Source organism: Paraburkholderia largidicola, assembly GCF_013426895.1.
In the GTDB taxonomy this organism is placed as follows: Bacteria; Pseudomonadota; Gammaproteobacteria; order Burkholderiales; family Burkholderiaceae; genus Paraburkholderia; species Paraburkholderia largidicola.
In genome coordinates, this window is record NZ_AP023175.1 from 1,998,067 (window position 1) to 2,022,943 (window position 24,877).

Here is a 24,877-nt window from a genome sequence, read left to right on the forward strand (position 1 = left end):
GGGGTACGGGTGGTTTGGTTTGCTTGTGCTTTTGCTTTTGCTTTTGCTGGCATCCGCGTGATGTTATTGGTCTGCAAGCGTTGCCCCTGTGCGGGGCGGCACCTACTTTTCTTTGCCGCCGCAAAGAAAAGTAGGCAAAAGAAAGCGGCTAACACCGCCAGTTCTAGTATTTGCCTGAGGGCCCCCATAGGGTCTTACGCTTCAGACGGCAACCACGTGACCCACGTTCGTTGCCAGCGCTCTTGCGATGCGCCTCACCCGCTTTGCGCTCCCGCGTTACAGCATGTCGCGCCAGACAGTCCGCGGCCGCCCAGGTGGCAAACTGTGTGTAGGCCCAAGTGCTCCACCCGCCTCACTTCGGACCGATAGCGCACGCGTTCCACCCTGTAAGAGCAGCAGACCATGCGACGCGACAACCTGCACACAGTTTGCCACCTGGGCGGCATTGACCATTCGCTGCCGCTGGCCTTGGTGCGGGAGTCTGACGCGGGTGATGAGCACATTCATAGTGTTGGCAACGGGCACCAGCCAAGGCACTGCCGTGTGAAGCATGGGGACGTTGGGGGCCCGTGGATAGGAACATGGGCTGGCGGTGTGAGCCGCTTTCTTTTGCCTACTTTTCTTTGCGGCGGCAAAGAAAAGTAGGTGCCGCCCCGCACAGGGGCAACGCTAGCGAACCGATAACATCACGCGGATGCCAGCGCAAACACAGGCAAGCAATCCCAGCGTCCCAGCCAACCCACAAGTAGGTGCCGCCCCGCACAGGGGCAACGCTAGCGAGCCAATAACATCACGCGGATGCCAGCGAAAACACAGGCAAGCAACCCCAGCGTCGCAGCCAACCCATAAGTAGGTGCCGCCCCGCACAGGGGCAACGCATGCAGACCAATAACATCACGCGGATGCCAGCGAAACCACAGGCAAGCAACCCCAGCGTCGCAGCCAACCCACAAGCAGGTGCCGCCCCGCACAGGGGCAACGCGCGAAGCAGGCCAACGCATCGCGGATGCCAGCGCAAAACAAAAACACCTCACCGGCAACGCCCACACCCCCCATCCCCAATCACAAAACAATCCAACAAAAACACAAAAAAACCAACAAACAACACCCACCCCTTAGACGCAACATCAAAACACCACCGAACACTCACATTAACTTGCCCCCGCGACGCGGATAAGTTAAAACGCGTTGTCAGAAAAGGTATGTCAGGACATTTCGGCAAGTCCAGCGCGGGCGGGGGCTCGGCGGACTGGGCTCGTCCTGGCTCAGGCATGTGACACCCAGGACCGCGGTTCATCGAATGATAAAAAATCGCCGAGAAAAGTTTCCGTTTCAACTCGCCTGCGCGGCGCTCGCGGGCATCGCATTTCTCACCGGGTGCGCGTCGACTCCCATCGTGGCGCCCAAACCCACTGGCTGGATCAAGGACGAAGTCGCCGACTCCTACGTATTCGCCTATCCGCTCGTGCTGATGGGCGCGGCGCGCGACGCCGCCGTGGGCACGGGCCCCGGCCAGGCGCCCGTCAATACCCTGCGTCACGCATCGGCGCTGCCGCCCGTCGGCGCGCACAATCCGCCGACGCCCGGCATCGACACGCTCGATTCGACCGCGTGGCTCGACGTCGGCGACGAACCCGTGATCGTGGCGCTGCCCACCTCGGCGGGCCGCTATATGGATGCGCGCGCGCTCGACATGTGGACCAACGTGCTGTGGTCGGCGGAACAGCAGGGCGCCTCGCGCGTGTCGGGCATCAAGGCGCAGACGGTGGCGTTCGCGAAGCCCGACTGGAAGGGCGATCTGCCCAAGGGCGTCAAGCGTATCGACGCACCCACGCGCAATATCTGGCTAGACGTGCGCATCCAGTCGAACGGCGGACGTGACCTGACGGCCGTGCGCAAGCTGCAGCGCGGCATTCGCGTGGTGCCGCTGTCCGTCTATACAGGCGATGCATCGGCGGCGTCCGTTGCGCCGCGCACCATGCCCGCCGACGCCAGCGTCTCGGGCACGCCCGCCGAGCAGGTCGCCGCACTCGACGCGAAAGGCTTCTTCGACCGCGTCGCGCGGCTGCTGCCCGACAACCCGCCGTCGCCCGCCGATCCGCACGCGCTCAAGTTTCTCGCCGACCTTGGCGTGAAGCCGGACGAAGCCGTCGAATTGCCCAAGTCGGCCAGCGACGCGATCGCAGGCGGTCTCGCGGACGGCCGTGTGCGCGTCGCGACGCCGCCCACCAACATGTTGACGGCCAATGGCTGGAGCTGGTTCGGCGACGGCGTCGGCAACTACGGTCCCGACTACGCACTGCGCGCGTATGCGTCGTACGCGCAGCCGGGCATCGGAACCAAGGACGACGAAGTGCGCGGCAACGTCACGCTCGACAGCGACGGCCACGCGTTGAACGGCGCCAACCGCTACGTGATGCACTTCGAGCCGAACCAGGTGCCGCCCGTGCGCGGCTTCTGGTCGATCACCGCGTACTCGAAGGACGGCGCGCTCGGCGACAGCACGCCGTCACGCGCGTCCGTCGGCGACAAGACGGGCGTGCGTCGCAACCGCGACGGCTCGATCGACGTGACCGTGTCGTCGGCCAAACCGCGCAAGGCGTCGAACTGGCTGCCCGCGCCGCGCGGCGATTTCCAGCTTGTACTGCGTCTCTACGCGCCGAAGTCCGAAGCCAGCGACGGCAGCTGGCAGCCGCCCGCCGTCGTGCGTCAATAAGCGAAGCACGTGTCCGCCGCATGTCGGCCGGACACGTCCTCGCAACTGAAATCGGGTCACTTACACTTTCTAACGTTTATTTGCCCGCAACGGTCGTCATTCCCATGACATTTGATGGTTTGCCCGAAGTACACGACGTATACTTCGGCCAAGCTGGATATTCGTCATCGCGGCGAGTTCTGCGCCGCCCTACCCGCGACCAAGCATGGCAAGCCCGACCAAAGCATCACTCGCTTCATCCTTTCAGACTGTCCGCGAAGTCGCGCAAGGACGGCGCGCAAGACGCATCGTTCTCATCCTGTTCGCCGTGCTGGTCCTGTTCGGACTGCTCGGCTTTTTCGCCGCGCCACCGCTGATCCGGCATATCGCCGAACAGCAGTTGAGCAAGCAACTGGACCGGCCGGCCAGCATCGGGCGCATCGCCCTCAATCCCTATACGCTCAATTTCGAAGCCGACCGCGTGCATATCGGCGACCGGGGCGGGAAGGGCGATTTCGTCGATATCGAACGGCTGATCGTGCGGACGTCGTGGAGTTCGATTTTCCGGCTCGCGCCCATCGTCGATGAAGTGCATCTCGATTCGCCGCGCTTTACGATCGTTCGCTACGACGCGCAGCGTTTCAATTTCAGCGACCTGATCGAGAAGTTCTCGAAGCAGCCGTCCAAGCCCGACAGCAAGCCGGCGCAGTTCTCGATCTCCAATATCCGGATAGAAAACGGCAAGATCACGTTCGACGACCGGCTGCTCGGCGTGACCCATATCGTCGATGAATGGCGCCTCGGCATTCCGTTCATCGCCACCTTGCCGTCGAAGACCGATATCTTCGTCGAACCGTTGCTGCGCGCGCGCATCGACGGCAGTCCGCTTGCCATCGACGGGCGCACGAAGCCGTTCGCGGCGTCGCGCGAATCGGAAGTGTCGCTGCGCTTCGACGGGCTCGACGTGCCGAAGCTGCTGTCGTATTCGCCCACGAAACTGCCCATCACGGTGCAGGCGGGCAAGCTGTCGAGCGACCTGAAAGTGAGCTTCGTCATCACGGGCGACGCGCCGACGCTGCGCATCACGGGCACGACGGATCTCGCCGACATCGACGTACTCGACGAGCACAAAGCGCCATTTTTCGCCGCGCGCTCGCTGCATGTGGCCGCGCAGACGCTGGAGCCGCTGAAGAACGTCTATCGTTTCGACGACATCCATCTCGACGCGCCGACCGTGCATCTCGCCCGCGACAAGAGCGGCGTGCTGAGCGTGCAGCGTACCTTCGCGCCGGCGCCCGCGCCCACGCCTGCCAAAGCGGCAAGCGCGCCCGCGGCCGCATCCGGCGCAAGCGGCGCCGAGGCCGAAGCAGCAAAGGCCGCGCCGCCGCTCGATCTGCAGATCAAGCAGTTCGAACTGTCGAACGGCACCGTCGAAGTCCAGGACGCGGCGGCGTCGCGGCCCGTCTCGGCGGGGCTGAACAATCTCGCGGTGGCGCTGGCGGACTTCTCGACGCTCGGCAAGACGCCCGCGCGCTACACGCTCAGGACCAACGTCAAGAACCAGCCGCAGAGCGCGCTTGCCGTTTCGGGCAACCTGTCGCTCGCCGCGAAGACGGCTGACGCGAAGATCGACCTGAAGGCGGCGCAGTTGCCCGTGATGCAGCCGTATCTCGACACGGTGACGGCGGCAAAGGTGCTCGACGGCACCTTGAGCGTGCAATCGAACCTGACGGCCAACTGGTCGAAGGAACCCGTCGATCTGCAGATCGGCGAAAGCCAGATCGATCTGCAATCGTTGAAGCTGGCAACAGGGAACGTGAAGCAGCCGGTGATTTCGATCGCGGACGGCAAGGCGGGTATCAGGCGCGTCGATCTGGCCGCGCGCAAGGCGGAACTCGACACGGTCAACGTGACGGGCCTGTCCGTTGACGCGCAGCGCCTGAAAGACGGCACGATCGACCTGGCCGCGCTCGCTGGCCCGCCGCAGGAGCAGGTGCACGAGCGCACCGTGCTCCACGCGGCGAAGAAGGCGACACAGGAAGGGCCGGCGTGGCACTACAGCATCAGCGAGCTGAACCTGAAGGATGGCGCGGCGACCTTCACCGACAACACGACCCCGCGCCCCGTCAAACTCGCCGTGAAGCCGCTGCAACTGAAAGTGCAGAAGATCAGCGACGACCTGAGCCGCGCATTGCCTGTCGAGCTGCAGGCCACTGTCAACGGCAAGGGCACGCTCGGCGTGAAGGGCGACGTGACGGCGACGCCGCTCAAGCTCGCCATGAAGATCGACGCGAACCGGCTGGATGCCGCCGCGTTCGAGCCGTACTTCGGCAGCAAGCTGAATGCGACGATCGCGAGCGCGCTGCTGAATGCAAGCGGCGACGTGACGCTCGCGCAGGGTGACAAGTCGAAGGACATGCGCGCGACGTACCGCGGCGACGCAGCGCTCGTCGACGTGCGCATGATCGACAAGGCGACCTCGGACCCGTTTGCCGGATGGCGCTCGCTGGCGCTGACGGGCATCAAGGTCAATTACGACGAGCGCGGCACGGACGTCGATGCTGCCAAGGTCACGTTTGCCAACTTCTACGGCCGCGTGCTGCTCGACGCGCAAGGCAAGTTGAATCTGAAAGACGTGGTCGCGCACGAAACGGGCGCGCCGCAGTCGCTCACGCGCGATCAGAGCGGCAAGGGCAAGGAGCCGATTCCGCTCGGCATGCCTGCCGCTTCGGAAGCACAAGCGGCCGTGCCGGCCTCCGCCGCGTCCGGCGCGAACACGTCGGTGACGGCGGCCACGCCGCCGCAAAGCCCGGTGCGCCTGCATTTCGGCCAGCTCGTGCTGCAGAACGGCCGCGTCACTTACACCGACAACTTCATCAAGCCGAACTACACGGCTAACCTGATCGCGATTCAGGGCACGGTCGGCGCGTTCGGCACGGAATCGAAGCAGTCGGCGCCCGTCGACGTGTCCGCGAAGCTCGCCGCCAACGGCCCGATCACGATCCGCGGCTCGGTGAATCCGCTGATCGCCAAGCCGGCGCTCGATCTGACGGCAACCGCGCACGGCATCGAGCTGACCAACCTGACGCCGTACTCGGCGAAGTACGCGGGCTATCCGATCACGAAGGGCAAGCTGAACGTCGATCTGCACTACCAGCTCGCCAACGACCAGCTCACGGCAAACAACCACATCTTCATCGATCAGCTCACGTTCGGCGATCACGTCGACAACGATACGGCGACCAAACTGCCCGTGAAGCTCGCCATTTCGCTGCTGAAGAACTCGCGCGGTGAGATCGACGTCGATATTCCCGTGTCGGGCTCGCTGTCGAATCCGGAGTTCAGCATCGGCGGCTTGATCTGGCACGCGGTGCTGAATCTGCTGCAGAAGGCCGTCACGGCGCCGTTCTCGCTGCTCGCGCATGCGTTCGGCGGCGGCAGCGGCGAGGAACTCGGCTACGTCGAATTCGATCCGGGCTCTGCCGTGCTGTCCGACGCGTCGCAGAAGAAGCTCGACATGATCGTGAAGGCGCTGTCCGACAAGCCTTCGATCCGCCTCGACATCATCGGCCGCGTCGATCCTGCCGTCGATCAGCCGGCGCTGCGCACCGCTTACGTCGATCGCCTCGTGCGTCAGCAGAAGCTCAAGGACGTCGTCGGCAATGGCGAAAGCGTCGACCCGATGACGATCAAGGTGGACGCCAGCGAATACGACAAGTATCTGACCAAGGCCTACAAGGATTCGGACTTCAAGAAGCCGCGCAATATCGTCGGCCTGACGAAGACGCTGCCCGACGACGACATGAAGACCGCACTCGCCGAGCATGCGCCCATCACCGATGCGAGCCTGCGCGATCTCGCGCAGCGCCGCGCGCAGGCGGTGCAGCAGTACTTCGAAGGCAAGATCGACAACAGCCGCGTTTTCATCGTGGCGCCGAAGCTCGACGCGTCGGGTATCGACGACAAGGGCGCGACGACGCGGGTGGATTTTGGCTTGAAGTAACGCGCTGACGATTCTTCACGTGTTTGCCGCTTTTGCGGGCGCGCGTGTTAACAATCGTCAAGGATGACTGAGCGATCGCCCGTGGGGTCAACGTATCGCGAGGACGTTCGTTAAGGATGCCAACGCTTGTGCCGGCGGGCTGCGACATGCAGCCCGCCGGCGCATCCGATGCCATCCTTCCGATCGTATTCCGATGAACCTCTTCAAACCGTGCCGCCAGCTGACGCCTGGGCTTCTGATCGCGAGCGTCGCATTGGCGCTCGCCGGTTGTGCAAGCTCGCCCTGGGGCGACCTCTTTTCCGACTCGCCAACGATGCGCCCGCCCGTGCTCGATGCACCTGCGCCTGTCGCGGCGGGTTTCTATCGCGTGAATCCGGGCGATACGCTGGCGAGCGTCGCGAATGCGTTCGGGCGTGATCCCGCGCAACTCGCCCGCTGGAACCGCCTTCCTAACGACTACCCGGTGAGCGTCGGTCAGGTGCTGCGCGTGGCGCCTGGTCCCGCGTCGGCGTCGGAGCCTGCGCAAACGGGTGCCCCGGAATCGAAGACTGCAACCGGCAATGTCGCACCACCTGCTGTGCCTTCGCAGCAGACGCGCTTCATCTGGCCCGCCTCGGGGTCCGTGACGTCGAATGCCGCGGAAGGGCGGTCGAAGGCGATTCATATCAACGGCACAGCCGGCGAGACGATCCGGGCGGCGAGCACTGGCCGCGTGATCTACGCAGGCTCCGAGATCAAGGCGTACGGCCTGCTCGTCATCGTCAAGCACGACAAGCGTTTCGTGAGCGCATACGGCAACAACGCGAAGCTGCTCGTCAAGGAAGGCGACGTGGTCAGGCAGGGGCAGCCGATCGCCGAAATGGGCGCTGCCGACGATCCCCATCCATACCTGATCTTCGAACTGCGCGACGGCACCAAGGCCGTCGATCCCCAAAGTTACTTGCCGAAACGTACGGGCTAACCCGTCGCCTCGCGCCGCGCGCCGCACGATGCCATTTCGAAGACGAGACATCGCTTGAAAAAGAATCCGCTGCTACGACGCCTGGGCGCGTCCGTTTCGTTCTTCCTGCTGGCGAGCGCGTTGCCCGCGTCGGCATCGGCGGCTGCCGGGAAGCATAAGCCCGTCGATCCGAAGCCGCGTCCCAAGGCGAAGAACGCGCAGCACGGCGCGCGAACGGAGCCGAGTCACGATTCGCAGCGCAACGTACACGACGATTCAAAGAGCCGCGTCAATCGCGCGGCGCATGCCGTGCATCTGGCTCATGCCGCGAGCACGAAAGGGCACACGTCGCGCTTCAGGCAACTGGGGCTTGCGTCGTGGTACGGCCGCGGCTTTCACGGTCGCCGCACGGCGAATGGCGAGCACTACGATATGTACGCGATGACGGCCGCGCATCGGACGCTGCCGCTTGGGTCGTATGTGCGCGTGACGTCGCTGGCGAGTTCGAAATCGGTGGTGGTGCGCATCAATGATCGCGGGCCGTATGCGCGTGGCCGCGTGATCGATCTGTCGTATCTCGCCGCATCGGCGCTCGGCATGCATCGCGCGGGCGTGGCGAAGGTGGCGATCGAGCGGGTGGAGAAGCCCGAAATGGAGCGCATCGCGCATCGCCCGATGCATCTGATGACGAACGGTTAGCGGCGCGTTCGGCGCGCCATGCGAAGGTGCCGTGCTAAGCCGCCCGCGTCGGCGCGGCCTTGGTTTTCAACGCAGTCCTTTCGATCACGTTCGCAAGCGTATCGAACGCCGGCCCGATCCGATCGTTCGGCACGCACGCGTAGCCGAGCAGCAAGCCGCGCCGCGCCGGCGTTTCGCTGTTGTAGTACGCCGCGAGCGGCCGCACGATCACGCCCGCATCGTACGAAGCGGCTGTGACCTCGCGGTCGTTCGCGTCGTCGGGCAGGCCGAGCACCAGATGCAGGCCCGCTTCGTCGCCCATCACGGGCAGCGCGTCGCCGAAGCGCGCGGTGATCGCGTCGATCAGAATCTGGCGGCGCTCGCCGTACAACGCGCGCATGCGCCGCACGTGCGAAGTCAGATAGCCGTCCATGATGAACTCGGTCAGCACGGCCTGCTGCATCAGTTGTCCTTCGCGATACAACTCGGCCACGCCCGTGCGAAACGTATCGACGAGATGTTCCGGCGCGATCATGTAGCCGATCCGCAAACCCGGAAACAGCATCTTCCCCAAGCTGCCCACGTAGATGACCTGGCCCGCGTCGTCGAGCCCTTGCAGCGACGCGAGCGGGCGGCTGCCGTATCGGAACTCGCTGTCGTAGTCGTCCTCGATGATCCACACGCCATGCTGGCGCGCGTATTCGAGCAGCGTGCGGCGGCGCGCAAGGCTCATTACCATGCCGAGCGGATACTGATGCGACGGCGTGACGAGCGCGATGCGCGGCGGCGTCTGCAAATCGGATTCGCGTGGGTTCAGGCCTTCTTCATCGACGGGCACGGGCGCCAGCGTCAGCCCCGATGACTGCAGCACGCTGCGCGCGCCCCAATAGCACGGCTCCTCGACCCACGCGCGGTCGCCGACGTCCGTGAGCAACCGCACGGCGAGATCGATCGACTGATGAATGCCCGTCGTGATGATGATCTGGTCGGGCGTGCACTTCACCGAGCGCGCGACGCGCAGATAGTCCGACAACGCACGCCGTAGCGGACGATAGCCACCGCCCGGCGCATACGTCAGCAGATCGGGATTCGCTTCTTTCCAGAGCTTGGCTTGCAGGCGGCTCCATGTGCGCGCCGGAAACTCCGCGACATCCGGCACGCCTGGCATGAACGCGCCCCACTGCCGCGCCGACACGCCCGCCTGGCGGATCAGTCGCGCGCCGCGCGTGGACAGGCTGCCGGGTGCGGGTGCAGCGGGCTGCGCGAGGTTCGCGCCTGGCACCATGCCGCTGATTGCGCTGATAGAGCCACTCGCGGCGGGTGGCGCCTTGCGCGCGTTGACGGCGGCCGTGTCCGGCCGCGTGTCGGCGACATAGGTGCCGCTGCCCGTGGTCGATAACACATAGCCTTCCGCCGTGAGTTGATCGTAGACATGCAACACGGTATTGCGCGCGATGCCGAGATCCGACGCGAGCGTGCGCGAGCTGGGCAGCTTGGCGCCGGGCAGCAACTGTCCCGTCAGAATGGCCTGCTGCATCAGCCCGAGCACTTGCCGATAGACGGGTTCGCCAGCCGTCCGGTCGAGCCGCGCGGCGAGCCAGTCAGACAGGATCACCGTATCCAAGTGGTTCTATCCGGAATTATGAAATGGTTCCCTATTGTAGAACCGTAACGGGCTATAGTGGATCACGCAATCGATGCAAATCGTTAAAACGGGTGGAACCAAATGTGCGTAGAAACCCGTAGATGCATCGGCACGAAATCTTCTGGCATGGGGAGACTGACCCAATGAAAACCGAAGACGTAATCGTCAGCTTTCGGGGTGTGCGCAAGACCTATGACGGCGAAACGCTCGTCGTCAAGCAACTTGATCTGGACATCTATCAAGGCGAATTTCTGACGCTGCTCGGGCCGTCCGGCTCCGGCAAGACGACCTGCCTGATGATGCTCGCTGGCTTCGAGTTTCCGACGGGCGGCGAGATCTGGCTCGACGGACAACTGCTCAACAACGTGCCGCCGCACAAGCGCAATATCGGCATGGTGTTTCAGAACTACGCGCTGTTTCCGCATCTCACGGTGGAGCAGAACGTCGCGTATCCGCTGACGGTGCGCAAACTGCCCGCCGACGAACGCGCGCACAAGGTCAACAACGCGCTCAAGATGGTGCGCATGGAAGGCTTTGCGAAGCGTTATCCGGCGCAACTGTCGGGTGGCCAGCAGCAGCGCATCGCGCTGGCGCGTGCGCTGGTATTCGAACCCAAACTCGTGCTGATGGACGAGCCGCTCGGCGCGCTCGACAAGCAGTTGCGCGAGCACATGCAATACGAACTCAAATCGTTGCACGAGAAGCTCGGCGTCACCTTCGTCTACGTGACGCACGATCAGGGCGAAGCGCTGACCATGTCCGACCGCGTCGCCGTGTTCGACAAAGGCATCGTGCAGCAACTCGATACCGTCAATAGCCTCTATGAGGCGCCATGCAACGAGTTCGTCGCGAACTTCATCGGCGACAGCAACCGGCTGCGCGGCACGATCGCGAATGTCGATGGCGACTACTGCGAGTTTCACCTGATCGACGGCACGCGCCTGGTCGGGCGGAATATCGGTGGCGCGAAGGCGGGCGCGCAAGGCGTCGCGTGCATCCGGCCGGAGCGCATGAAGCTTGCACCGGGCGCAGTGAGCGGAGCAAAGCCGGGCGCGAATGCGGTGGCGGGCGAAGCGCGCGGGCTGATCTATTTCGGCGATCACGTGCGCATGCGCTGCGGTTTGCCGCAACAGGACGAGTGCTTCGTGAAGGTGCCGCTCGGCACGGAAGCACTCGACGGTTTCGCGCCGGGCGCACCCGTCGCGCTCGAATTCGCGCCGGAGCATCTGCGCGTGTTCGCGTGAGTAGACACACAACAACGTCCACGTCGTAAGCAGTTCATCACACCAAAGAGGAACCATCATGAAGAAGATCGTGCAATCGCGCTGTGCCGTGGCTGTCGGCGCTGTCGTCCTCGCGCTCGGCGCCCTTGCTCAGGCGAACGCGGCGGAACTGACGGTCGTGAACTTCGGCGGCGCGAATGGCGACGCGCAGAAGGCCGCATTCAACCAGCCGTTCGAATCACAAAGCGGCTCGAAAGTGACGGCTGTCGAATACAACGGCGAGCAGGCCAAAGTGAAGGCGATGGTCGAAGCCAAGCATGTGAACTGGGACGTCGTCGAAGTCGAATCGGGTGACCTCGGCCGCGGCTGCGACGAAGGCCTGTATGAAAAGCTCGACTGGTCGAAGCTCGGCAAGAAGTCGGATCTGATTCCCGAAGCGCCGCAAACGTGCGGTGTCGGTATCTTCGTGTGGTCGACGGCGATGGCGTACAACGCCGACAAGCTGAAGACGGCGCCCGCGAGCTGGGCCGACTTCTGGGACACGAAGAAATTCCCGGGCAAGCGCGGCATGCGCAAGGGCGCGCGCTACAACCTGGAATTCGCGCTGATGGCGGACGGCGTCGCGCCGAAGGACGTCTACAAGGTGCTCGGCACGAAGGAAGGCCAGGACCGCGCGTTCAAGAAGCTCGACGAGCTGAAGCCGAATATCCAGTGGTGGGAAGCGGGCGCGCAGCCGCCGCAGTTCCTCGTCGCAGGCGACGTGGTGATGTCGACGGCGTATAACGGACGTATCGATGCCGCGCAGAAAGAAGGCAAGAACCTGAAGGTGGTCTGGAACGGCAGCATCTACGACCTCGACTACTGGGCGATGCCGAAGGGCACGCCGAACAAGGCGCTGGCCGAGAAGTACATCGCGTACACGATCTCGTCGAAGCCGCAGCAGGAATACGCGAAGCACATCGCGTATGGCCCGGTGAATGAAGCGGCGATCAAGTCGCTCGACGCGAAGACGCTCGCCAATCTGCCGAACTCGCCCGCCAACGGCAAGAACGCCGTGCTGCAGAACCTGACGTTCTGGACCGATCACGGCGACGAACTGGAGCAACGCTTCTCATCGTGGGCGTCGAAGTAAGTGTGAGGTGAATGCGATGCGGCATCCGAACAGGGATGCCGCATCGCTGTAGCAGAGCTGCATTGACGCAGGAGAAACCCGTGACGACGATCACGATCGCCGCCGACCCGGCCCCCGAGTCGACCAACAAACTCAAGCGCGAGCTGAAGGCCGCCGAAGCGAAGAAGCGCGCGATGGCGCTGCTGCTGATCGCACCGCTCGCGCTGTTTCTGCTGATGATTTTCGTCGTGCCGATCGGCGCGCTGTTGACGCGCGCGGTGCAGAACCCTGAGATCGCGACGGCGCTGCCGCATACGATAACGGCGCTGCGCGACTGGGACCGCAAGTCGGTGCCGACAGACGCCGCCTACGCCGCGCTGGCCACCGATCTCACCGCCGTCGCCGATGGCGAAGCAATGGGCGCGCTCGCGCGCCGGCTGAACACGGAGATTCCTGGCTATCGCTCGCTCGTCGCGAAGACGGCGCGCGCGATGCCGCTGAACGACGGCGCGGGCCATGCACTGCCGCCGGCTCAGGTGAAGGCGAAGATTCTCGAAGTCGACGAACGTTGGGGCGACGCGAAGTACTGGCAGGCAATCGCGAAGAACGGCAGCACGATTTCGCCGTTCTATCTGCTCGCCTCGCTCGATCACAAGCAGGACGCGTTCGGTCACATCATTCCGACCGACCCTGAGCAGCAGATCTATCTCGCCGTATTCAGCCGCACGTTCGTGATCGGTTTCGCGGTGACGGTGTTCGCGCTGCTGCTCGGTTATCCGCTCGCGTACTGGATTTCGACGCTCAATGAACGGCGCGCGAATCTCGTGATGATCCTCGTGCTGATTCCGTTCTGGACGTCGATTCTCGTGCGCGTCGCTGCGTGGATCGTGATTCTGCAAAGCGAAGGGCTCGTCAACAAGGCGCTGATCGGCTCGGGCCTGATACACGATCCGCTGGCGTTGCTGTTCAATCGCGTCGGCGTGTATATCTCGATGACGCACATTCTGCTGCCGTTCATGATCCTGCCGCTCTACAGCGTGATGAAGTCGATTCCGCCCACGTATCAGCGCGCGGCTATTTCGCTTGGCTCGCATCCGTTCGCAGCGTTCTGGCGCGTGTATGTGCCGCAGACGTATCCGGGCATCGGCGCGGGCGCGCTGCTCGTGTTCATTCTCGCGATCGGCTACTACATCACGCCGGCACTGCTCGGCGGACCGAACGATCAGATGGTCAGCTACTACGTCGCGTACTTCACCAACGTGACGATCAACTGGGGCATGGCGTGCGCGCTCGGCGGGTTGCTGCTCGCGGCGACGCTGGTGCTGTATGTGATCTACGGACGCTTCACGCGTTCGAACGTGAGCCTCGGTTGAGGAGCGACGCGATGAAATTTGCCAAACCGATGTTCGCGCCGCATACGTCGATGATCGAGCGCGTGTGGTACTTCACGTTGCGCGGACTTGCCGTGCTGACGCTGCTGTATCTGATCCTGCCCGTGCTCGCGATCGTGCCGCTGTCGTTTTCGTCGAGCACGTTTCTCGTCTATCCGATTCCGGGCTGGTCGCTGCGCTGGTATCAGAACCTGATCGCCTCCGACGAATGGCGGATGGCCGCGAAGAACAGCTTTATCGTTGCGCCGTCGGCGACCGTGCTGGCCACCGTGCTTGGCACGCTCGCTGCGATCGGCCTGACGAAGGCGAACTTCAAGGGCAAGGCGCTGTTGATGGCGATTCTGATTTCGCCGATGATCGTGCCCGTCGTCGTGGTCGGTGTCGGCATGTATCTGTTCTTTGCGCCGCTGGGACTGGCCAACACGTATATCGGCCTGATCATGGCGCATGCGTCGCTGGGCGTGCCGTTCGTCGTGACGACGGTGGCGGCTACATTGCAGGGGTTCAACTACAACCTCGTGCGGGCAAGTCTGTCGCTCGGCGCGAACCCCGTGAAGACGTTTTTCAGCATCACGCTGCCGGTGATTGCGCCGGGTGTAATCTCGGGTGCACTGTTCGCGTTCGCGACGTCGTTCGATGAAGTGGTCGTCACGCTCTTTCTGGCAGGCGCCGATCAGACGACGTTGCCGCGGCAGATGTTCACCGGCATTCGCGAGAACATCAGCCCGACCATCGCCGCGCTCGCGACGATTCTTATCGTGTTCTCGACCTGCCTGCTGCTCGCGCTCGAATGGCTGCGCGGAAGGAATGCGGCGCGGGCTATTGCGGCGTGAGTCGACTGGTTTCCGCTATGTCGTTGCGGTCACACGTTTATCTGTGCGGTGATGGCGCGCACGATTGCATTGTTTACGCGCGTTTTTCATAAATTGTCGTAGCTTCGCTAGTTATCCTGAAGGTTCCTGTATAGCCCGCTCTCGAAGAAGAGAGCGCACGGCCGCTCGACGCGATCGTTGCGCAAATACGGTGAACGTCGGAACAGATTGTGTTCGGCGTGTTCGATCAGCACATGCTGATCGGAATCGCCGGCCTCAAAACAGGAGCCTTACGCGCAGTTGCGGCACAAAGGGGTGCTGTGGGGCGTGGTCGTTCATCCTCTGTATCGTAACGTGGGAGTCGCGCGCGAATTGCTCGGGGCCGCGTTCACGCATGCGCGCACTATGCGATTGATGCAGATTCATCTTCGCGCCAGTACCGAAAACCATCGTGCGCGGCGGCTTTATACGTCGAGCGGATTGGCTGGCTATGGCGTCGAGCGGCTCTCGCATCCGTTCCCGTGCCTCTACTTCGACGAAGAAACCATGGTGTTATATCTGGATGGTGAGCATGCCGACGCATCGTTGCTCCCACTGTGACAAACGTTGACAACTCAGGTCGAGCGCTGCGTTAAAACTACGGCTCTTATTACTCCCAGTGGGAACCTGAGAAAATTATGGAACACGGAATCATTGCATGGCTGATCATCGGCTGTGTCGCCGGCTGGCTTGCTAGCGTGCTGGTGTCGGGCAGCGGCTTCGGCGTCATTCTCGATATCGTCATCGGCGTGGTGGGCGCGTTTATCGGCGGCTGGCTGTCGGGCGTGCTGCATATCTCGCTTGGCAGCGGATGGATCGGCTCGACGATCACGGCGTTCGTCGGCGCGGTCATTCTCCTGTTCGCCATTCGTCTGTTCCGGCGCCGATAACACGGACTCGAAACCAGGCGCCACGCGCAAAATACAAACCCGGCCTCGGCCGGGTTTGTCGTTTCTGCGGCTATCGCTTTGCCGTCTGATCGCTCGCCGCTCCCGGGGTCATCCCACCCAGCGCCTGAAACAGCGCGGCCGTATCCGCGAGACGATCTGCCTGCGCCCGCGTCCTGTCGAGCGCAGTCTGCAACGCCTGGCGCTGCGTATCGATCAAGCTGAACTGACTGACGCCGCCCGCCGCATACTGCGCCTGTGCGATCGTCACGCTTGCTTGCGCTTCCGACGCCGCGTCATCGCGCGCCTGCAATTCGCGCGCATCGCCATTCAGTGCGTGCAGCGTATCGGCGACTTGCTGGAGCGCCTGCAACACCGTCTGCCGATACGACGCAAACGCCGCATCGTAGGCAGCCTGCGCGGCGCGCTTCTTCGCGCGCAGTTCGCCGCCGTGAAAGATCGGCTGCGTCAGGTTCAGGCCGAGGTTCCACACGTTCAAGCTGTTGACGACATCTTCAATGCGCGTGCGCTCCGAGCCGATCCCCGCCGACACGACGAACTGCGGATACAGATTCGCCGTCGCCACGCCGACATTCGCGCTCGCCTGATGCAACAGCGCTTCCGATGCGCGGATGTCGGGCCGCTCGCGTGCGAGTGTCGACGGCAATGTCACGGGCACGGTGTCGGGCAGATGCAGCGCATCGAGCGTGATGTCGTTGAAATCCGCTTGCGACGGCGCGACGCCGAGCAGGATCGCGAGTTGATGATCGGCCTGCGCGAGTTGCGTCGTCAGCGGAGGAATCTGCGCGCGCGTTTGCGCGACCAGCGTGCGCTGCGTGCGCACATCGAGTTGCGCGACGCCGCCCGCCGCGTAGCGTCCTTCGACGATCGTCAGTTGGCGGGCCTGCGCATCCGCCAGTTGCTGCGTCAACGCGAGCTGTTGTTGCAGCGACGCGCGCCGGATCGCAGTCGATACGACGTTGCCCGCCAGCGACAGGCGCGCGGCATCGAGTTCATACGACTGGTAATCGACTTGCGCAAGCAGCGCTTCAAGCGCGCGGCGGTTGCCGCCGAAAATATCGAGCATGTACGACACGCTCACCGACACATTGAACAGCGTGAACGGCCCGGGGTTCGGCACATTCGGAACACCGAACGCAGCAGGATTCACTTTTTGACGCGTGCCGGAAAGCTTCGCATCGATGGTCGGGAACTCGGTCGCGCCTGCTTGCGCGACGTAGTTCTCGCGCGCTTCGACGAGTTTCGCCCGCGCTTCATCGAGCGTCGGGCTGTGTTGCAGTGCCATGTCGACGAGACGATTCAGCGCGTCGGAGCGAAACTGCGTCCACCACATAGGCAGCGCATTGTTCGCGGTGACGAGCGTTTGCGTCGCGCCTGCGGCTTGCGTCGCGGCGGGCAGCGCTTCACGCGTGTACGACGGCGCATCGGGCGCGGCGGGCGCATGGAAGTCGGGGCCGACCGCGCAGCCGCACAGCGCGAGCGCCGACACCAGCACGTAGTGTTTCATCGTCGACCTCCTAATCCAGGGTGCGCCGATAGAAGCGCACGGCAATGGCCAACACGACGACAGTGAAGATCGCGACGGGCCACACCGACGGCCACAGTTCGACCCAGCCGTTGCCCTTGAGCAGAATGCCGCGCACCAGCCGGTTGAAGTACGTGAGCGGCAGCAGATTGCCGATCCATTGCGCCCACACGGGCATGCCCGCGAATGGGAACATGAAGCCCGACAGCAGCAGGCTCGGCAGAAAGTAGAAGATGGTGAGTTGCATCGCCTGCAACTGGTTCTGCGCAATCGACGACAGCGTAATGCCGACCGTCAGGTTCGCCGCGATGAACAGCAGCGCCGCGACATACAGCGCGACCAGACTGCCGACGAACGGCACGTTGAAGACATAACGCGCCGCCGCCAGAATGATCGACGACTGCACGAGCCCGATCGCGATATACGGCACCAGTTTGCCCGCGATTACCTCGATGGGCAGCACGGGTGTCGCGAGCAGGTTTTCCATCGTGCCGCGCTCGCGTTCGCGGGTCATCGCGAGGCCCGTCATCATGACCATCGTCAGCGTGAGGATCGTGCCCATCAGGCCCGGCACGACGTTGTATTGCGTGATGCCCTCGGGGTTGTAGAGCTTGTGGATCTGCACGTCGAACGCGGCGGGCGCGCCGTTCAGATGCGCGAGCGGCCCGGTGATGTCCTTGTCCGCGACCGATTGCACGAGACCGGGCAGCGCGGCGAGCGGCGCTTGTGTCGCGGTCGGATCGGTGGCGTCGGCTTCGACGAGCAGCGCGGGCCGTTCGCCGCGCAACAGGCGCCGCGAAAAATCGACGGGAATCGACACGACGAAGGTCACGTCGCCACGCGCCAGCGCTTCGCGTGCTGCGGCGTCGTCGGGCAGCGTGTCGACGACATGGAAATAGTCCGAGTTCTTCATCGCCGCTACGAAGCTGCGCGAGAACTGACTCGGCTCGCTGATGACGACGGCCGTGCGCAGATGCTTCGGGTCGGTGTTGATCGCGAAACCGAACAATGCGAGCTGAAGAATCGGCAAGCCGACGATCATGCCGAACGTGATGCGGTCGCGCCGCAACTGGACGAACTCCTTGAGGACGATGCCCCACCAGCGCGTCACGGAGAATACGCGGTTCACGATGCTTTTCCGTAGTTGTCGGCCGAGCGGCTCATCATGTAGATGAAGACGTCTTCGAGGCCGGTTTCGATCGGCTCGATCCGCACGGGCAGGCCGGAGGTGACCTGTCTGATCGCCTTTTCGAGCGCGTCGTGGTCGTGGCTGCTCGCATGCAGCGCGGAGCCGAACACGACGGTCTGATCGACGCCAGGCGTCTTGCGCAACTGTTCGGACAGCTGCGTCAGACGCTCGCCGTGGATCGCCCACGTGGCGAGCGCCTGTGATTCGATCACCTGCTGCGCGGTGCCTTGCGCGAGCAGTTTGCCGTACGCGATATAGGCGAGCTTGTGGCAGCGCTCCGCTTCATCCATGTAGTGCGTGCTGACCAGCACCGAAATGCCTTGCGCAGCGAGCCGGTGCAGCTCTTCCCAGAAGTCGCGGCGCGCAGTCGGGTCGACGCCTGCTGTCGGCTCGTCGAGCAACAGCAGCTTCGGTTCGTGCAGCATGCAGGCGGCGAGCGCGAGCCGCTGTTTCCAGCCGCCCGACAGCGCGCCCGTCAACTGGTCCGCGCGCGTCTGCAAGCCGAGCGTTTCGAGCGCGCGATCCACCTTCTCCTTGCGGTCGCGCATCTGATAGATGCGCGCGACGAAGTCGAGATTCTCGCGGATCGTCATGTCTTCCCAGTACGAGAAGCGCTGCGTCATATAACCGACGTTGCGCTTGATCTGCGCGCTGTCGCGCACGATGTCGTAGCCGAGGCAGGTGCCGCTGCCGGAATCCGGCGTGAGCAGGCCGCACATCAGGCGGATCGACGTCGTCTTGCCACTGCCGTTCGGACCGAGAAAGCCGAAGATCTCGCCACGCGCGACCTGTAACGTCACATCGTTGACGACGTGCTTGTCGCCGAAGTGCTTGTTGAGGTTGTGCACGTCGATCGCGAGCGAACCTTGCGACGAACCGTTCGGCGTGCTCATCGCAACGTCACCGAAACGGGCTGACCGGGATGCAGGCGCGGCGCATCGTCGACGGAAGGATGCGCTTCGACCATGAACACGAGCTTCGCGCGGCTCTCGTTGCTGTAGATAACGGGCGGTGTGTATTCCGCCGAACTCGACACGTAAGTGATCTTCGCGTCGATATCGGACGCGCAGCCGTCGCAATGGACCCTCAGCGCGCGGCCAGGCGCGAGCGCGCCGACCGCGGTTTCGGGCACGAAAAAGCGCACCTTCACGTTTTGCGGCGGCAGCATCTGCACGACGGGATTACCCGCCTGCACCCATTCGCCTACACGGTACAGCGTGTCGTAGACGCGGCCTCTGGCGGGCGCGTTGACGCGCTTCTGGTCGAGCTTCCATTGCGCCTGCGCCACGGCAGCCTGCGCCGCTTCGACCTGCGCGGTCTGCGCGAGCAACTGTTGCGAGCGGCCTGGCAACCGCGCGACCTGGACTTCGCGCGTCAGCTCGCGCACCTGCGCGTTGGCGGCATCGGCGGCGGCGCGTGTATCGTCGAGCTGTCCCTTCGGAATGCCGCCCGCACGATACTGCGCTTCGTCGCGCGTCAATTGCAGCGTGGCCTTGCGCGCGTTCGCCACGGCCTGCGCGAGCTGCGCCTTCGTCACGTCGATTTCCGGCGGGCGCTTGCCCGTCTGGATGTCCGCGAGTTGCGCGCGGGCGGCGGCGAGCTGTTGCTGCGCCTGCTGCAACGCCGCCGTTTCGTCGACGGATTCGAGCGCGAAAACGGGTGCGTTCGCCGTGAGCTGATCGCCGCGCGCGACATCGAGTTGCGTCAGCTTGCCCGATTGCGACGAGCCGAGATAGACGAACTCGCCTTCGACATAGCCTTGCCATGTATTGTCGGCGCGATGCGAACACGCGCCGAGCGCGCCGCATGCAACGAGCGCCGCAACAGTCCGTACGACGCGAGCGGATGGACGTGAATGCTTCATGAACTGGACCTTGTGGATGGGCGGCGCGCCGTGTTGCCCGCGTTTTTGGCGGCCGGCTTGCTCGCGCCACGTGCCGCAGGCGGATGCATGCCGCCAAGCAGCAGCGCCGTGACGTGCCGCTGCAGCGTCTCGCGTTCGATAGCCGGAAAGCCGCGAATGCTCTGCCACATTTTTGCGGCCGCTTGCGGCAGCATCACGAGCGCGAAGAGCGAGTTGAACATCAACAGCGGATCGAGGTCGGGATTCACCGCGCCCGCGTGCTGCGCTTCCTTGATGCGCGCGCCGAACCGCTTGATGTTGTCGAACGGAATGCGCGTGATCATGCGGTCGCGCAACATGCCGCCCTCGTTGACGACCTCGCGCAGCCAGAGCGGCGGCAGCCATGGCATGCGGCCCGTCACGTCGAACAGACGCTTGACGAACTCGGCGACCATCACGAACGGATCGTCGCTGGAATCCTCCCCGGCGGCGCTCCACACAAAGCCGACGGACGGCGCGAGCCGTTCCTCGACGATAGCGTCGAGCAGCGTCTCGCGGTTCGTGAAGTAATAGTGCACGAGCGCGGACGTGACTTCGGCGGCCACGGCAATCTGCGCGACGGTGGTGGCCGCGATGCCGCGTTCCGAGAACAGGCGCGTAGCGGTATCGAGCAGATGCTCGCGCACGTCGAAGTTCTCGACGACGGGGCGGCGCCCGCGCGGTTTGGCCGATGGACGTTTCATGTTCATGGGCCGGAAGCTTAATTGACGAGTTAGTTAAATTCAAGTGGGTTTACCTCGGATGCGGCAAGTTGCCTCGTTGGGCATGCCGCCGGGCATCGTCCTCTAGCCGGCAAGCGACGCCGCACGCGTGCGCTGCCATGCATAAGCAAAATCTCGCTCGCCGGATTTACTTTCTTATGCCGTGAGCATTATCGGAAATTGAATAACAAATAAAGTGGAAAGAAGACGTAAAGAAAAATACGGAATGCAGAATATTCCGCAGAATAAATGGGTCGATAATGACTTAGAATAATCGCCGCATAAAGGCATGTAGCCGATAAACACGCCGTGTGGTAGCGCGACAGCACGTGAGATTAAAGAAAATCTGGAGAACGGCAGTTGGCTTCTATATTAATAGTGGACGATCATCCGGCGTTTCGGCTGGTTATCAAGACTCATCTATTGCAATTGCTCGGCACGCAGGAAGTATTCGAAGCAGACAACGGCCAGTCCGCAATGGAAATGGCGCGTCAATTCGCCCCCGATCTCACCATTCTCGATCTGGATATTCCGCGCATCAATGGCCTCGATGTGCTCTCACGCCTGAAAGCCGGGCATCCGTCCATGCGCGTACTGATTTTGTCGAGCCACGATGCGTCCACTTTCGTGTCCCGTGCCATGCGCGCGGGCGCGCAAGGCTTCGTCAGCAAGTCGCAGGACGTGAAGGAGATCATGCGCAGTGTCGAGGCCGTGATGTCGGGCTACAGCGTGTTTCCGATTGCGATGAAGTTCATGCAGGAGGGCTTGCTGTGAAGCACGCGCGTCTGGTTTGTCGCGGCGAACTGGCTGATATCGAGGTCGAAGTCGCGGGCGGGCTGATTGAGCGGATGCGCGGATTGCTCGGGCGCGATGGACTCGATGCGAATCGCGCGCTATGGCTCGAACCGTGCAATGCCGTGCATACGTTCGGCATGCGTTTTCCGATCGACGTGGTCTTTATCGACAGGCGTGGGCGCGTGCTGTCGGTTCATCGAAATGTCGGTCGTGGGCGTGTGCTCGTCTGCTGGCGTGCACGAACGGCGTTGGAGATGCGTGCGCATGCGGTGGAGACCTTGCAGATAGACGCCGGTGACAGGCTTGAATGGAGGGCTTCGACGTGAAGCACCGAGGCATGCGTAAGCGCCGGATGACGGGGCAAGGGATGACGGAGTTTCTCGTCGTCGCGCCGCTGTTGCTGTTCTTCGGCTTCGTCACCGTGCAGTTCGTGCTGCTGTACCAGGCAAAATCGACGCTCGATGTCGCCTTGCTCGAAGCCGCGCGTGAAGGGGCTGTCAATCACGGTTCGATGGAGACGATGCAAGCGGGGCTCGCGCGTGGCCTCGCGCCTTTGTATACGCGCAGCGCTGACGCGGGGGGTGTGCAAGCGGCGCTGCGTGCTGCGCAACGTGCCGTGGGCGAGAGGGCATCGATCGAGATCGTCAGTCCGACGGTGGCGATGATGCGCGATTTCGCGCGTCCGCGCTTCTATCCCGCTGAGGGCGTCGCGCACGATGAAATCCCCAATGACATGCTGATGTATCGCGACACCACGCACGGCGCGGAATCGGATGTGAATGTGCAGGATGCGAATCTGCTGAAACTGCGTGTGCACTATTGCTTTGATCTGAACGTGCCCGTCGCGAACAAGGTGCTGTACTACGCGACGAATACGATCGGCGATATTGCGGCGAACGGTGTGTTTTCGCGCGAGCCCGCGCAGGCGAGCGTCGATGCGTATGGCTCGCCGAAACGGCCCGAGAGTGTGTGCAGGACGACGCTTGTCGACGGAGGGCAGAGCCAGCGTTGGCCGGTTGCGCTGGAATCCGAGGCGATCGTGCGGATGCAGTCGCCGTTTCGTGCGGAGGCGGCGAATGAAGTGCATGCGACGGTGGGGCGTTGATGCGCCGAATGCTGTTGCTCGGGGTCATGGCGTGTGTCGTGAGCAATGTGTGCGCGGCCGGGCGTGTGGAGATGGTGATCGGTGGGTCGAGCGGCGTTGATGCTGGCGCCGATGCCGATGGGCCGTTGATCGTCGAGTTCGATGCGCCATGGGAGGCCCAGCGCGCGCGTTCGAAAGTTCTCGCTTGGACGGCGCTCGTCGATGACGTTGCGAAGCGCAGTAGTGTCGACAAAGCGCTGCTGATGGCTGTCATCGATGTCGAATCGGGCGGTGATCCGTTTGCGGTGTCGCCCAAGGGTGCAAGAGGTTTGATGCAGTTGATGCCGCGAACAGGCGCGCGGCAAGGTGCGGACGATCTGTTCGATCCTTATCAGAATGTGGCCGCGGGCACGCGCCTGCTCGATACGCTGCTTGCGACGTTCGGCGATGTGTCACTGGCGCTCGCTGCGTATAACGCGGGGGAAGGGGCGGTGCGTAAGTTCGGCGGTATGGTTCCGCCGTATGCGGAGACGCAGAAGTACGTGCGGCGGGTGATGGAACGGGTGGGGGTTTATCGGCGATGACGCATGGCGGCAAAAAGAAGTATCTGTATGCCGCAGTTGATGTGTCATTGTGCAGCACAGCGAAGGCGGCGGGATGCAGGGGCTAACGAGGTGTCGCGGAACGGCCAACACGGTCGATCAGATTGGGCCGAGCGGCGACAGTCGAGCATTCGTTTGGCTATTTAAAGCCGCCGACGCGATCGCGGTCGACCGTCCGGATGTCGGGCCCGGCAGCCCAGTCCTTATCCACCAAGGGTTTCAGCCCGATCGCCCGGTGTGTTGGACTCACTGGTAAACCACTATCGCGCGTGGATTGGGATGTTAGTACTGTCAGACGGAAACGCGTATACGCATGCCCTTCTTTTCGCTTCGGGGAGGTGCCGTTGAAAAGCTCCTTCTGCAAGTCCGATCCAGTCCCGCCATAACATCTCCGCAAGGTTCCGTGCTTCACGCACACCGTGCCGGCCGTCCACGACCACACCTGTGCGCAGGCAACCGGTACGTCCAGTCGAACAAAAAGGAGGCAACATGCTTTCTGGAATCCACGTGCTTCGAGCGGCGGCGAGCGCCGCACTGGCGCTCTGCGCAAGCGGGGCTTTCGCGCAGGCTTCGATCGTTTCAGGGCCGTCCAGCGATCCCACCTGCATGGTCCCCTGGAAGAGCGATACGAAGTTCATCAAGTATCCGAAGAAGAACGCGCCTTACCGGGTCGCACTCGTGAACGGCTATATCGCGAACACCTGGCGTATCCAGATGATCAGGACGGCCAAGGCCTACACCGCACAACCGGCCGTTGCCGCCAAGCTCAAGGAATTCAAGGTCGTCTCGACGGGCGAGGACGTTCCGGCGCAGATCTCGGCCGTCAACAACTTCATCGATGCCGGTTATGACGCCGTCATCGTGAACGCGCAGAACCCCTCCTCATTCGGCCCTGCAATCCGCCGGGCGAAGAGCGCGGGTGTGGTGCTGGTCGCGTTCGACAACACGCTCGACAGCACAGACGCGATCAACGTCAATGTCGACCAGTATGGGCTCGGCGCGCTGTGGGCCAAATGGCTCGCGGGCCATTTGCCGAACGGCGGCAAGGTGCTCGAAGTTCGCGGGGTGGCGGGCACGTCGGTCGACACGGACCGGCACAATGGTTTCACGAAAACGCTGGACGACACCGGCAAGAAGTGGAACGTCGTCCAGGTCTACGGCAAGTGGGACGACGGGGTCGCGCAAAAGGCAGCCGCCGACGCGATTGCCGTGCAGGGTCATTTCGATGGCATATCGGCGCAAGGCGGCGACACGGGCGTCGTGCGCGCGATGATCGATGCGAAACACCCGTTCGTGCCTTTCGGTGGTGAGACGGAGAACGGCTTTCGCAAGTTCTGCGCGCAGTATGGGAGCCAGGGCCTGAAGTGCACGTCGGCGGGCACCGGGCCCGCGCAGGTGGCCGTGGCGATCAAGACGGCACTCGCTGCGCTGGATGGCCAGACGATTCCCGTGGCGATCAAGCTGCCGCTCGACGTTACCGACGATTCGATGTTGAAGTCGGGCGTCAACTATTTTCCGAACGACTCCGACAACTTTTTCGTCGGCAACTCGTTTCCGACATGCGGCATCAATTTCTCTGCTCAGGAAATCATGAAGCAGAACCAGGGCAACCAGTAACTGGATGATGGCCCGC

The 24,877-nt window shown here is 63.2% G+C and carries 20 protein-coding genes and 1 pseudogene; 15 read left to right on the forward strand and 6 right to left on the reverse strand.

Features of this window, described 5'->3' with window-relative positions:
• Window positions 1–1,300 precede the first annotated feature (1,300 nt).
• The 4 genes from PPGU16_RS25620 to PPGU16_RS25635 all read left to right on the forward strand — a co-directional run bounded on the left by PPGU16_RS25620 (window position 1,301) and on the right by PPGU16_RS25635 (window position 8,337).
• Window positions 1,301–2,716, forward strand: coding sequence for a DUF1254 domain-containing protein (locus PPGU16_RS25620; protein WP_180723195.1), 1,416 nt, complete (start codon window positions 1,301–1,303; stop codon window positions 2,714–2,716).
• 205 nt (window positions 2,717–2,921) lie between these two features.
• A complete protein-coding gene (locus tag PPGU16_RS25625) occupies window positions 2,922–6,698 on the forward strand; it encodes a DUF748 domain-containing protein (protein WP_180723196.1) in 3,777 nt (1,258 codons plus the stop codon).
• Window positions 6,699–6,891: 193 nt separating this feature from the next.
• A complete protein-coding gene (locus PPGU16_RS25630; RefSeq protein WP_180723197.1) occupies window positions 6,892–7,659 on the forward strand; it encodes a peptidoglycan DD-metalloendopeptidase family protein in 768 nt (255 codons plus the stop codon).
• 54 nt (window positions 7,660–7,713) lie between these two features.
• Window positions 7,714–8,337: a septal ring lytic transglycosylase RlpA family protein gene (locus tag PPGU16_RS25635; protein ID WP_180723198.1), complete on the forward strand. Its 624-nt coding sequence runs from the start codon at window positions 7,714–7,716 to the stop codon at window positions 8,335–8,337.
• A 34-nt stretch (window positions 8,338–8,371) separates the two neighbouring features.
• Here the strand turns inward: PPGU16_RS25635 and pdxR are convergent, their stop codons facing one another.
• Window positions 8,372–9,940, reverse strand: a complete 1,569-nt coding sequence (gene pdxR / locus PPGU16_RS25640) for a MocR-like pyridoxine biosynthesis transcription factor PdxR (RefSeq protein ID WP_180723199.1) — start codon at window positions 9,938–9,940, stop codon at window positions 8,372–8,374.
• 164 nt (window positions 9,941–10,104) lie between these two features.
• Here pdxR and PPGU16_RS25645 point away from each other — a divergent pair, with 164 nt between their 5' ends.
• The 6 genes from PPGU16_RS25645 to PPGU16_RS25670 all read left to right on the forward strand — a co-directional run bounded on the left by PPGU16_RS25645 (window position 10,105) and on the right by PPGU16_RS25670 (window position 15,427).
• Window positions 10,105–11,205 carry an ABC transporter ATP-binding protein gene (locus tag PPGU16_RS25645; RefSeq protein WP_180723200.1) on the forward strand — a complete coding sequence of 367 codons (1,101 nt, stop codon included), beginning with the start codon at window positions 10,105–10,107 and terminating at the stop codon, window positions 11,203–11,205.
• A gap of 58 nt (window positions 11,206–11,263) precedes the next feature.
• Entirely contained in the window at window positions 11,264–12,316 is a 1,053-nt protein-coding gene (locus tag PPGU16_RS25650; RefSeq protein WP_180723201.1) for an ABC transporter substrate-binding protein, read from the forward strand.
• A gap of 80 nt (window positions 12,317–12,396) precedes the next feature.
• Complete coding sequence (locus tag PPGU16_RS25655; protein ID WP_180723202.1) at window positions 12,397–13,668, forward strand: ABC transporter permease; 1,272 nt, start codon at window positions 12,397–12,399, stop codon at window positions 13,666–13,668.
• 11 nt (window positions 13,669–13,679) lie between these two features.
• Window positions 13,680–14,519: an ABC transporter permease gene (locus tag PPGU16_RS25660; RefSeq protein ID WP_180723203.1), complete on the forward strand. Its 840-nt coding sequence runs from the start codon at window positions 13,680–13,682 to the stop codon at window positions 14,517–14,519.
• 279 nt (window positions 14,520–14,798) lie between these two features.
• Window positions 14,799–15,098 carry a GNAT family N-acetyltransferase gene (locus PPGU16_RS25665; protein WP_243460612.1) on the forward strand — a complete coding sequence of 100 codons (300 nt, stop codon included), beginning with the start codon at window positions 14,799–14,801 and terminating at the stop codon, window positions 15,096–15,098.
• Between the two features lie 77 nt (window positions 15,099–15,175).
• Entirely contained in the window at window positions 15,176–15,427 is a 252-nt protein-coding gene (locus PPGU16_RS25670; RefSeq protein WP_180723204.1) for a GlsB/YeaQ/YmgE family stress response membrane protein, read from the forward strand.
• A 70-nt stretch (window positions 15,428–15,497) separates the two neighbouring features.
• On the opposite strand, the gene PPGU16_RS25675 is transcribed toward PPGU16_RS25670, so the two are convergent.
• Genes PPGU16_RS25675 through PPGU16_RS25695 form a run of 5 tightly spaced genes read right to left on the reverse strand, consistent with a single transcriptional unit; the run spans window position 15,498 to window position 20,751 of the window.
• Window positions 15,498–16,952: an efflux transporter outer membrane subunit gene (locus PPGU16_RS25675; protein ID WP_180723205.1), complete on the reverse strand. Its 1,455-nt coding sequence runs from the start codon at window positions 16,950–16,952 to the stop codon at window positions 15,498–15,500.
• Window positions 16,953–16,962: 10 nt separating this feature from the next.
• Window positions 16,963–18,099: an ABC transporter permease gene (locus tag PPGU16_RS25680; RefSeq protein WP_180723206.1), complete on the reverse strand. Its 1,137-nt coding sequence runs from the start codon at window positions 18,097–18,099 to the stop codon at window positions 16,963–16,965.
• Complete coding sequence (locus PPGU16_RS25685; protein WP_180723207.1) at window positions 18,096–19,052, reverse strand: ABC transporter ATP-binding protein; 957 nt, start codon at window positions 19,050–19,052, stop codon at window positions 18,096–18,098. Before PPGU16_RS25685 ends, PPGU16_RS25680 begins: the two co-directional genes overlap by 4 nt.
• The gene (locus PPGU16_RS25690; protein WP_180723208.1) at window positions 19,049–20,023 is read right to left on the reverse strand and encodes an HlyD family secretion protein; all 975 of its coding nucleotides are present in this window, start codon (window positions 20,021–20,023) and stop codon (window positions 19,049–19,051) included. The genes PPGU16_RS25685 and PPGU16_RS25690 overlap by 4 nt, the downstream gene beginning before the upstream one ends.
• Window positions 20,020–20,751: a TetR/AcrR family transcriptional regulator gene (locus PPGU16_RS25695; RefSeq protein WP_180723209.1), complete on the reverse strand. Its 732-nt coding sequence runs from the start codon at window positions 20,749–20,751 to the stop codon at window positions 20,020–20,022. Before PPGU16_RS25695 ends, PPGU16_RS25690 begins: the two co-directional genes overlap by 4 nt.
• A gap of 372 nt (window positions 20,752–21,123) precedes the next feature.
• Between PPGU16_RS25695 and PPGU16_RS25700 the strand changes: the two are divergent.
• The 5 genes and pseudogenes from PPGU16_RS25700 to PPGU16_RS25720 form a co-directional block, all read left to right on the forward strand.
• A pseudogene (locus PPGU16_RS25700) lies at window positions 21,124–21,507 on the forward strand (response regulator); the annotation flags it as partial.
• Between the two features lie 26 nt (window positions 21,508–21,533).
• On the forward strand, window positions 21,534–21,884 hold the full coding sequence (locus PPGU16_RS25705; protein WP_180723210.1) for a DUF192 domain-containing protein: 351 nt from the start codon (window positions 21,534–21,536) through the stop codon (window positions 21,882–21,884).
• A complete protein-coding gene (locus PPGU16_RS25710; protein ID WP_180723211.1) occupies window positions 21,866–22,663 on the forward strand; it encodes a TadE/TadG family type IV pilus assembly protein in 798 nt (265 codons plus the stop codon). The genes PPGU16_RS25705 and PPGU16_RS25710 overlap by 19 nt, the downstream gene beginning before the upstream one ends.
• Before the next feature lie 38 nt (window positions 22,664–22,701).
• Window positions 22,702–23,226: a lytic transglycosylase domain-containing protein gene (locus tag PPGU16_RS25715; protein ID WP_243460613.1), complete on the forward strand. Its 525-nt coding sequence runs from the start codon at window positions 22,702–22,704 to the stop codon at window positions 23,224–23,226.
• 507 nt (window positions 23,227–23,733) lie between these two features.
• Window positions 23,734–24,861 carry a sugar ABC transporter substrate-binding protein gene (locus PPGU16_RS25720; RefSeq protein WP_180723213.1) on the forward strand — a complete coding sequence of 376 codons (1,128 nt, stop codon included), beginning with the start codon at window positions 23,734–23,736 and terminating at the stop codon, window positions 24,859–24,861.
• The last annotated feature ends 16 nt before the right edge of the window (window positions 24,862–24,877 follow it).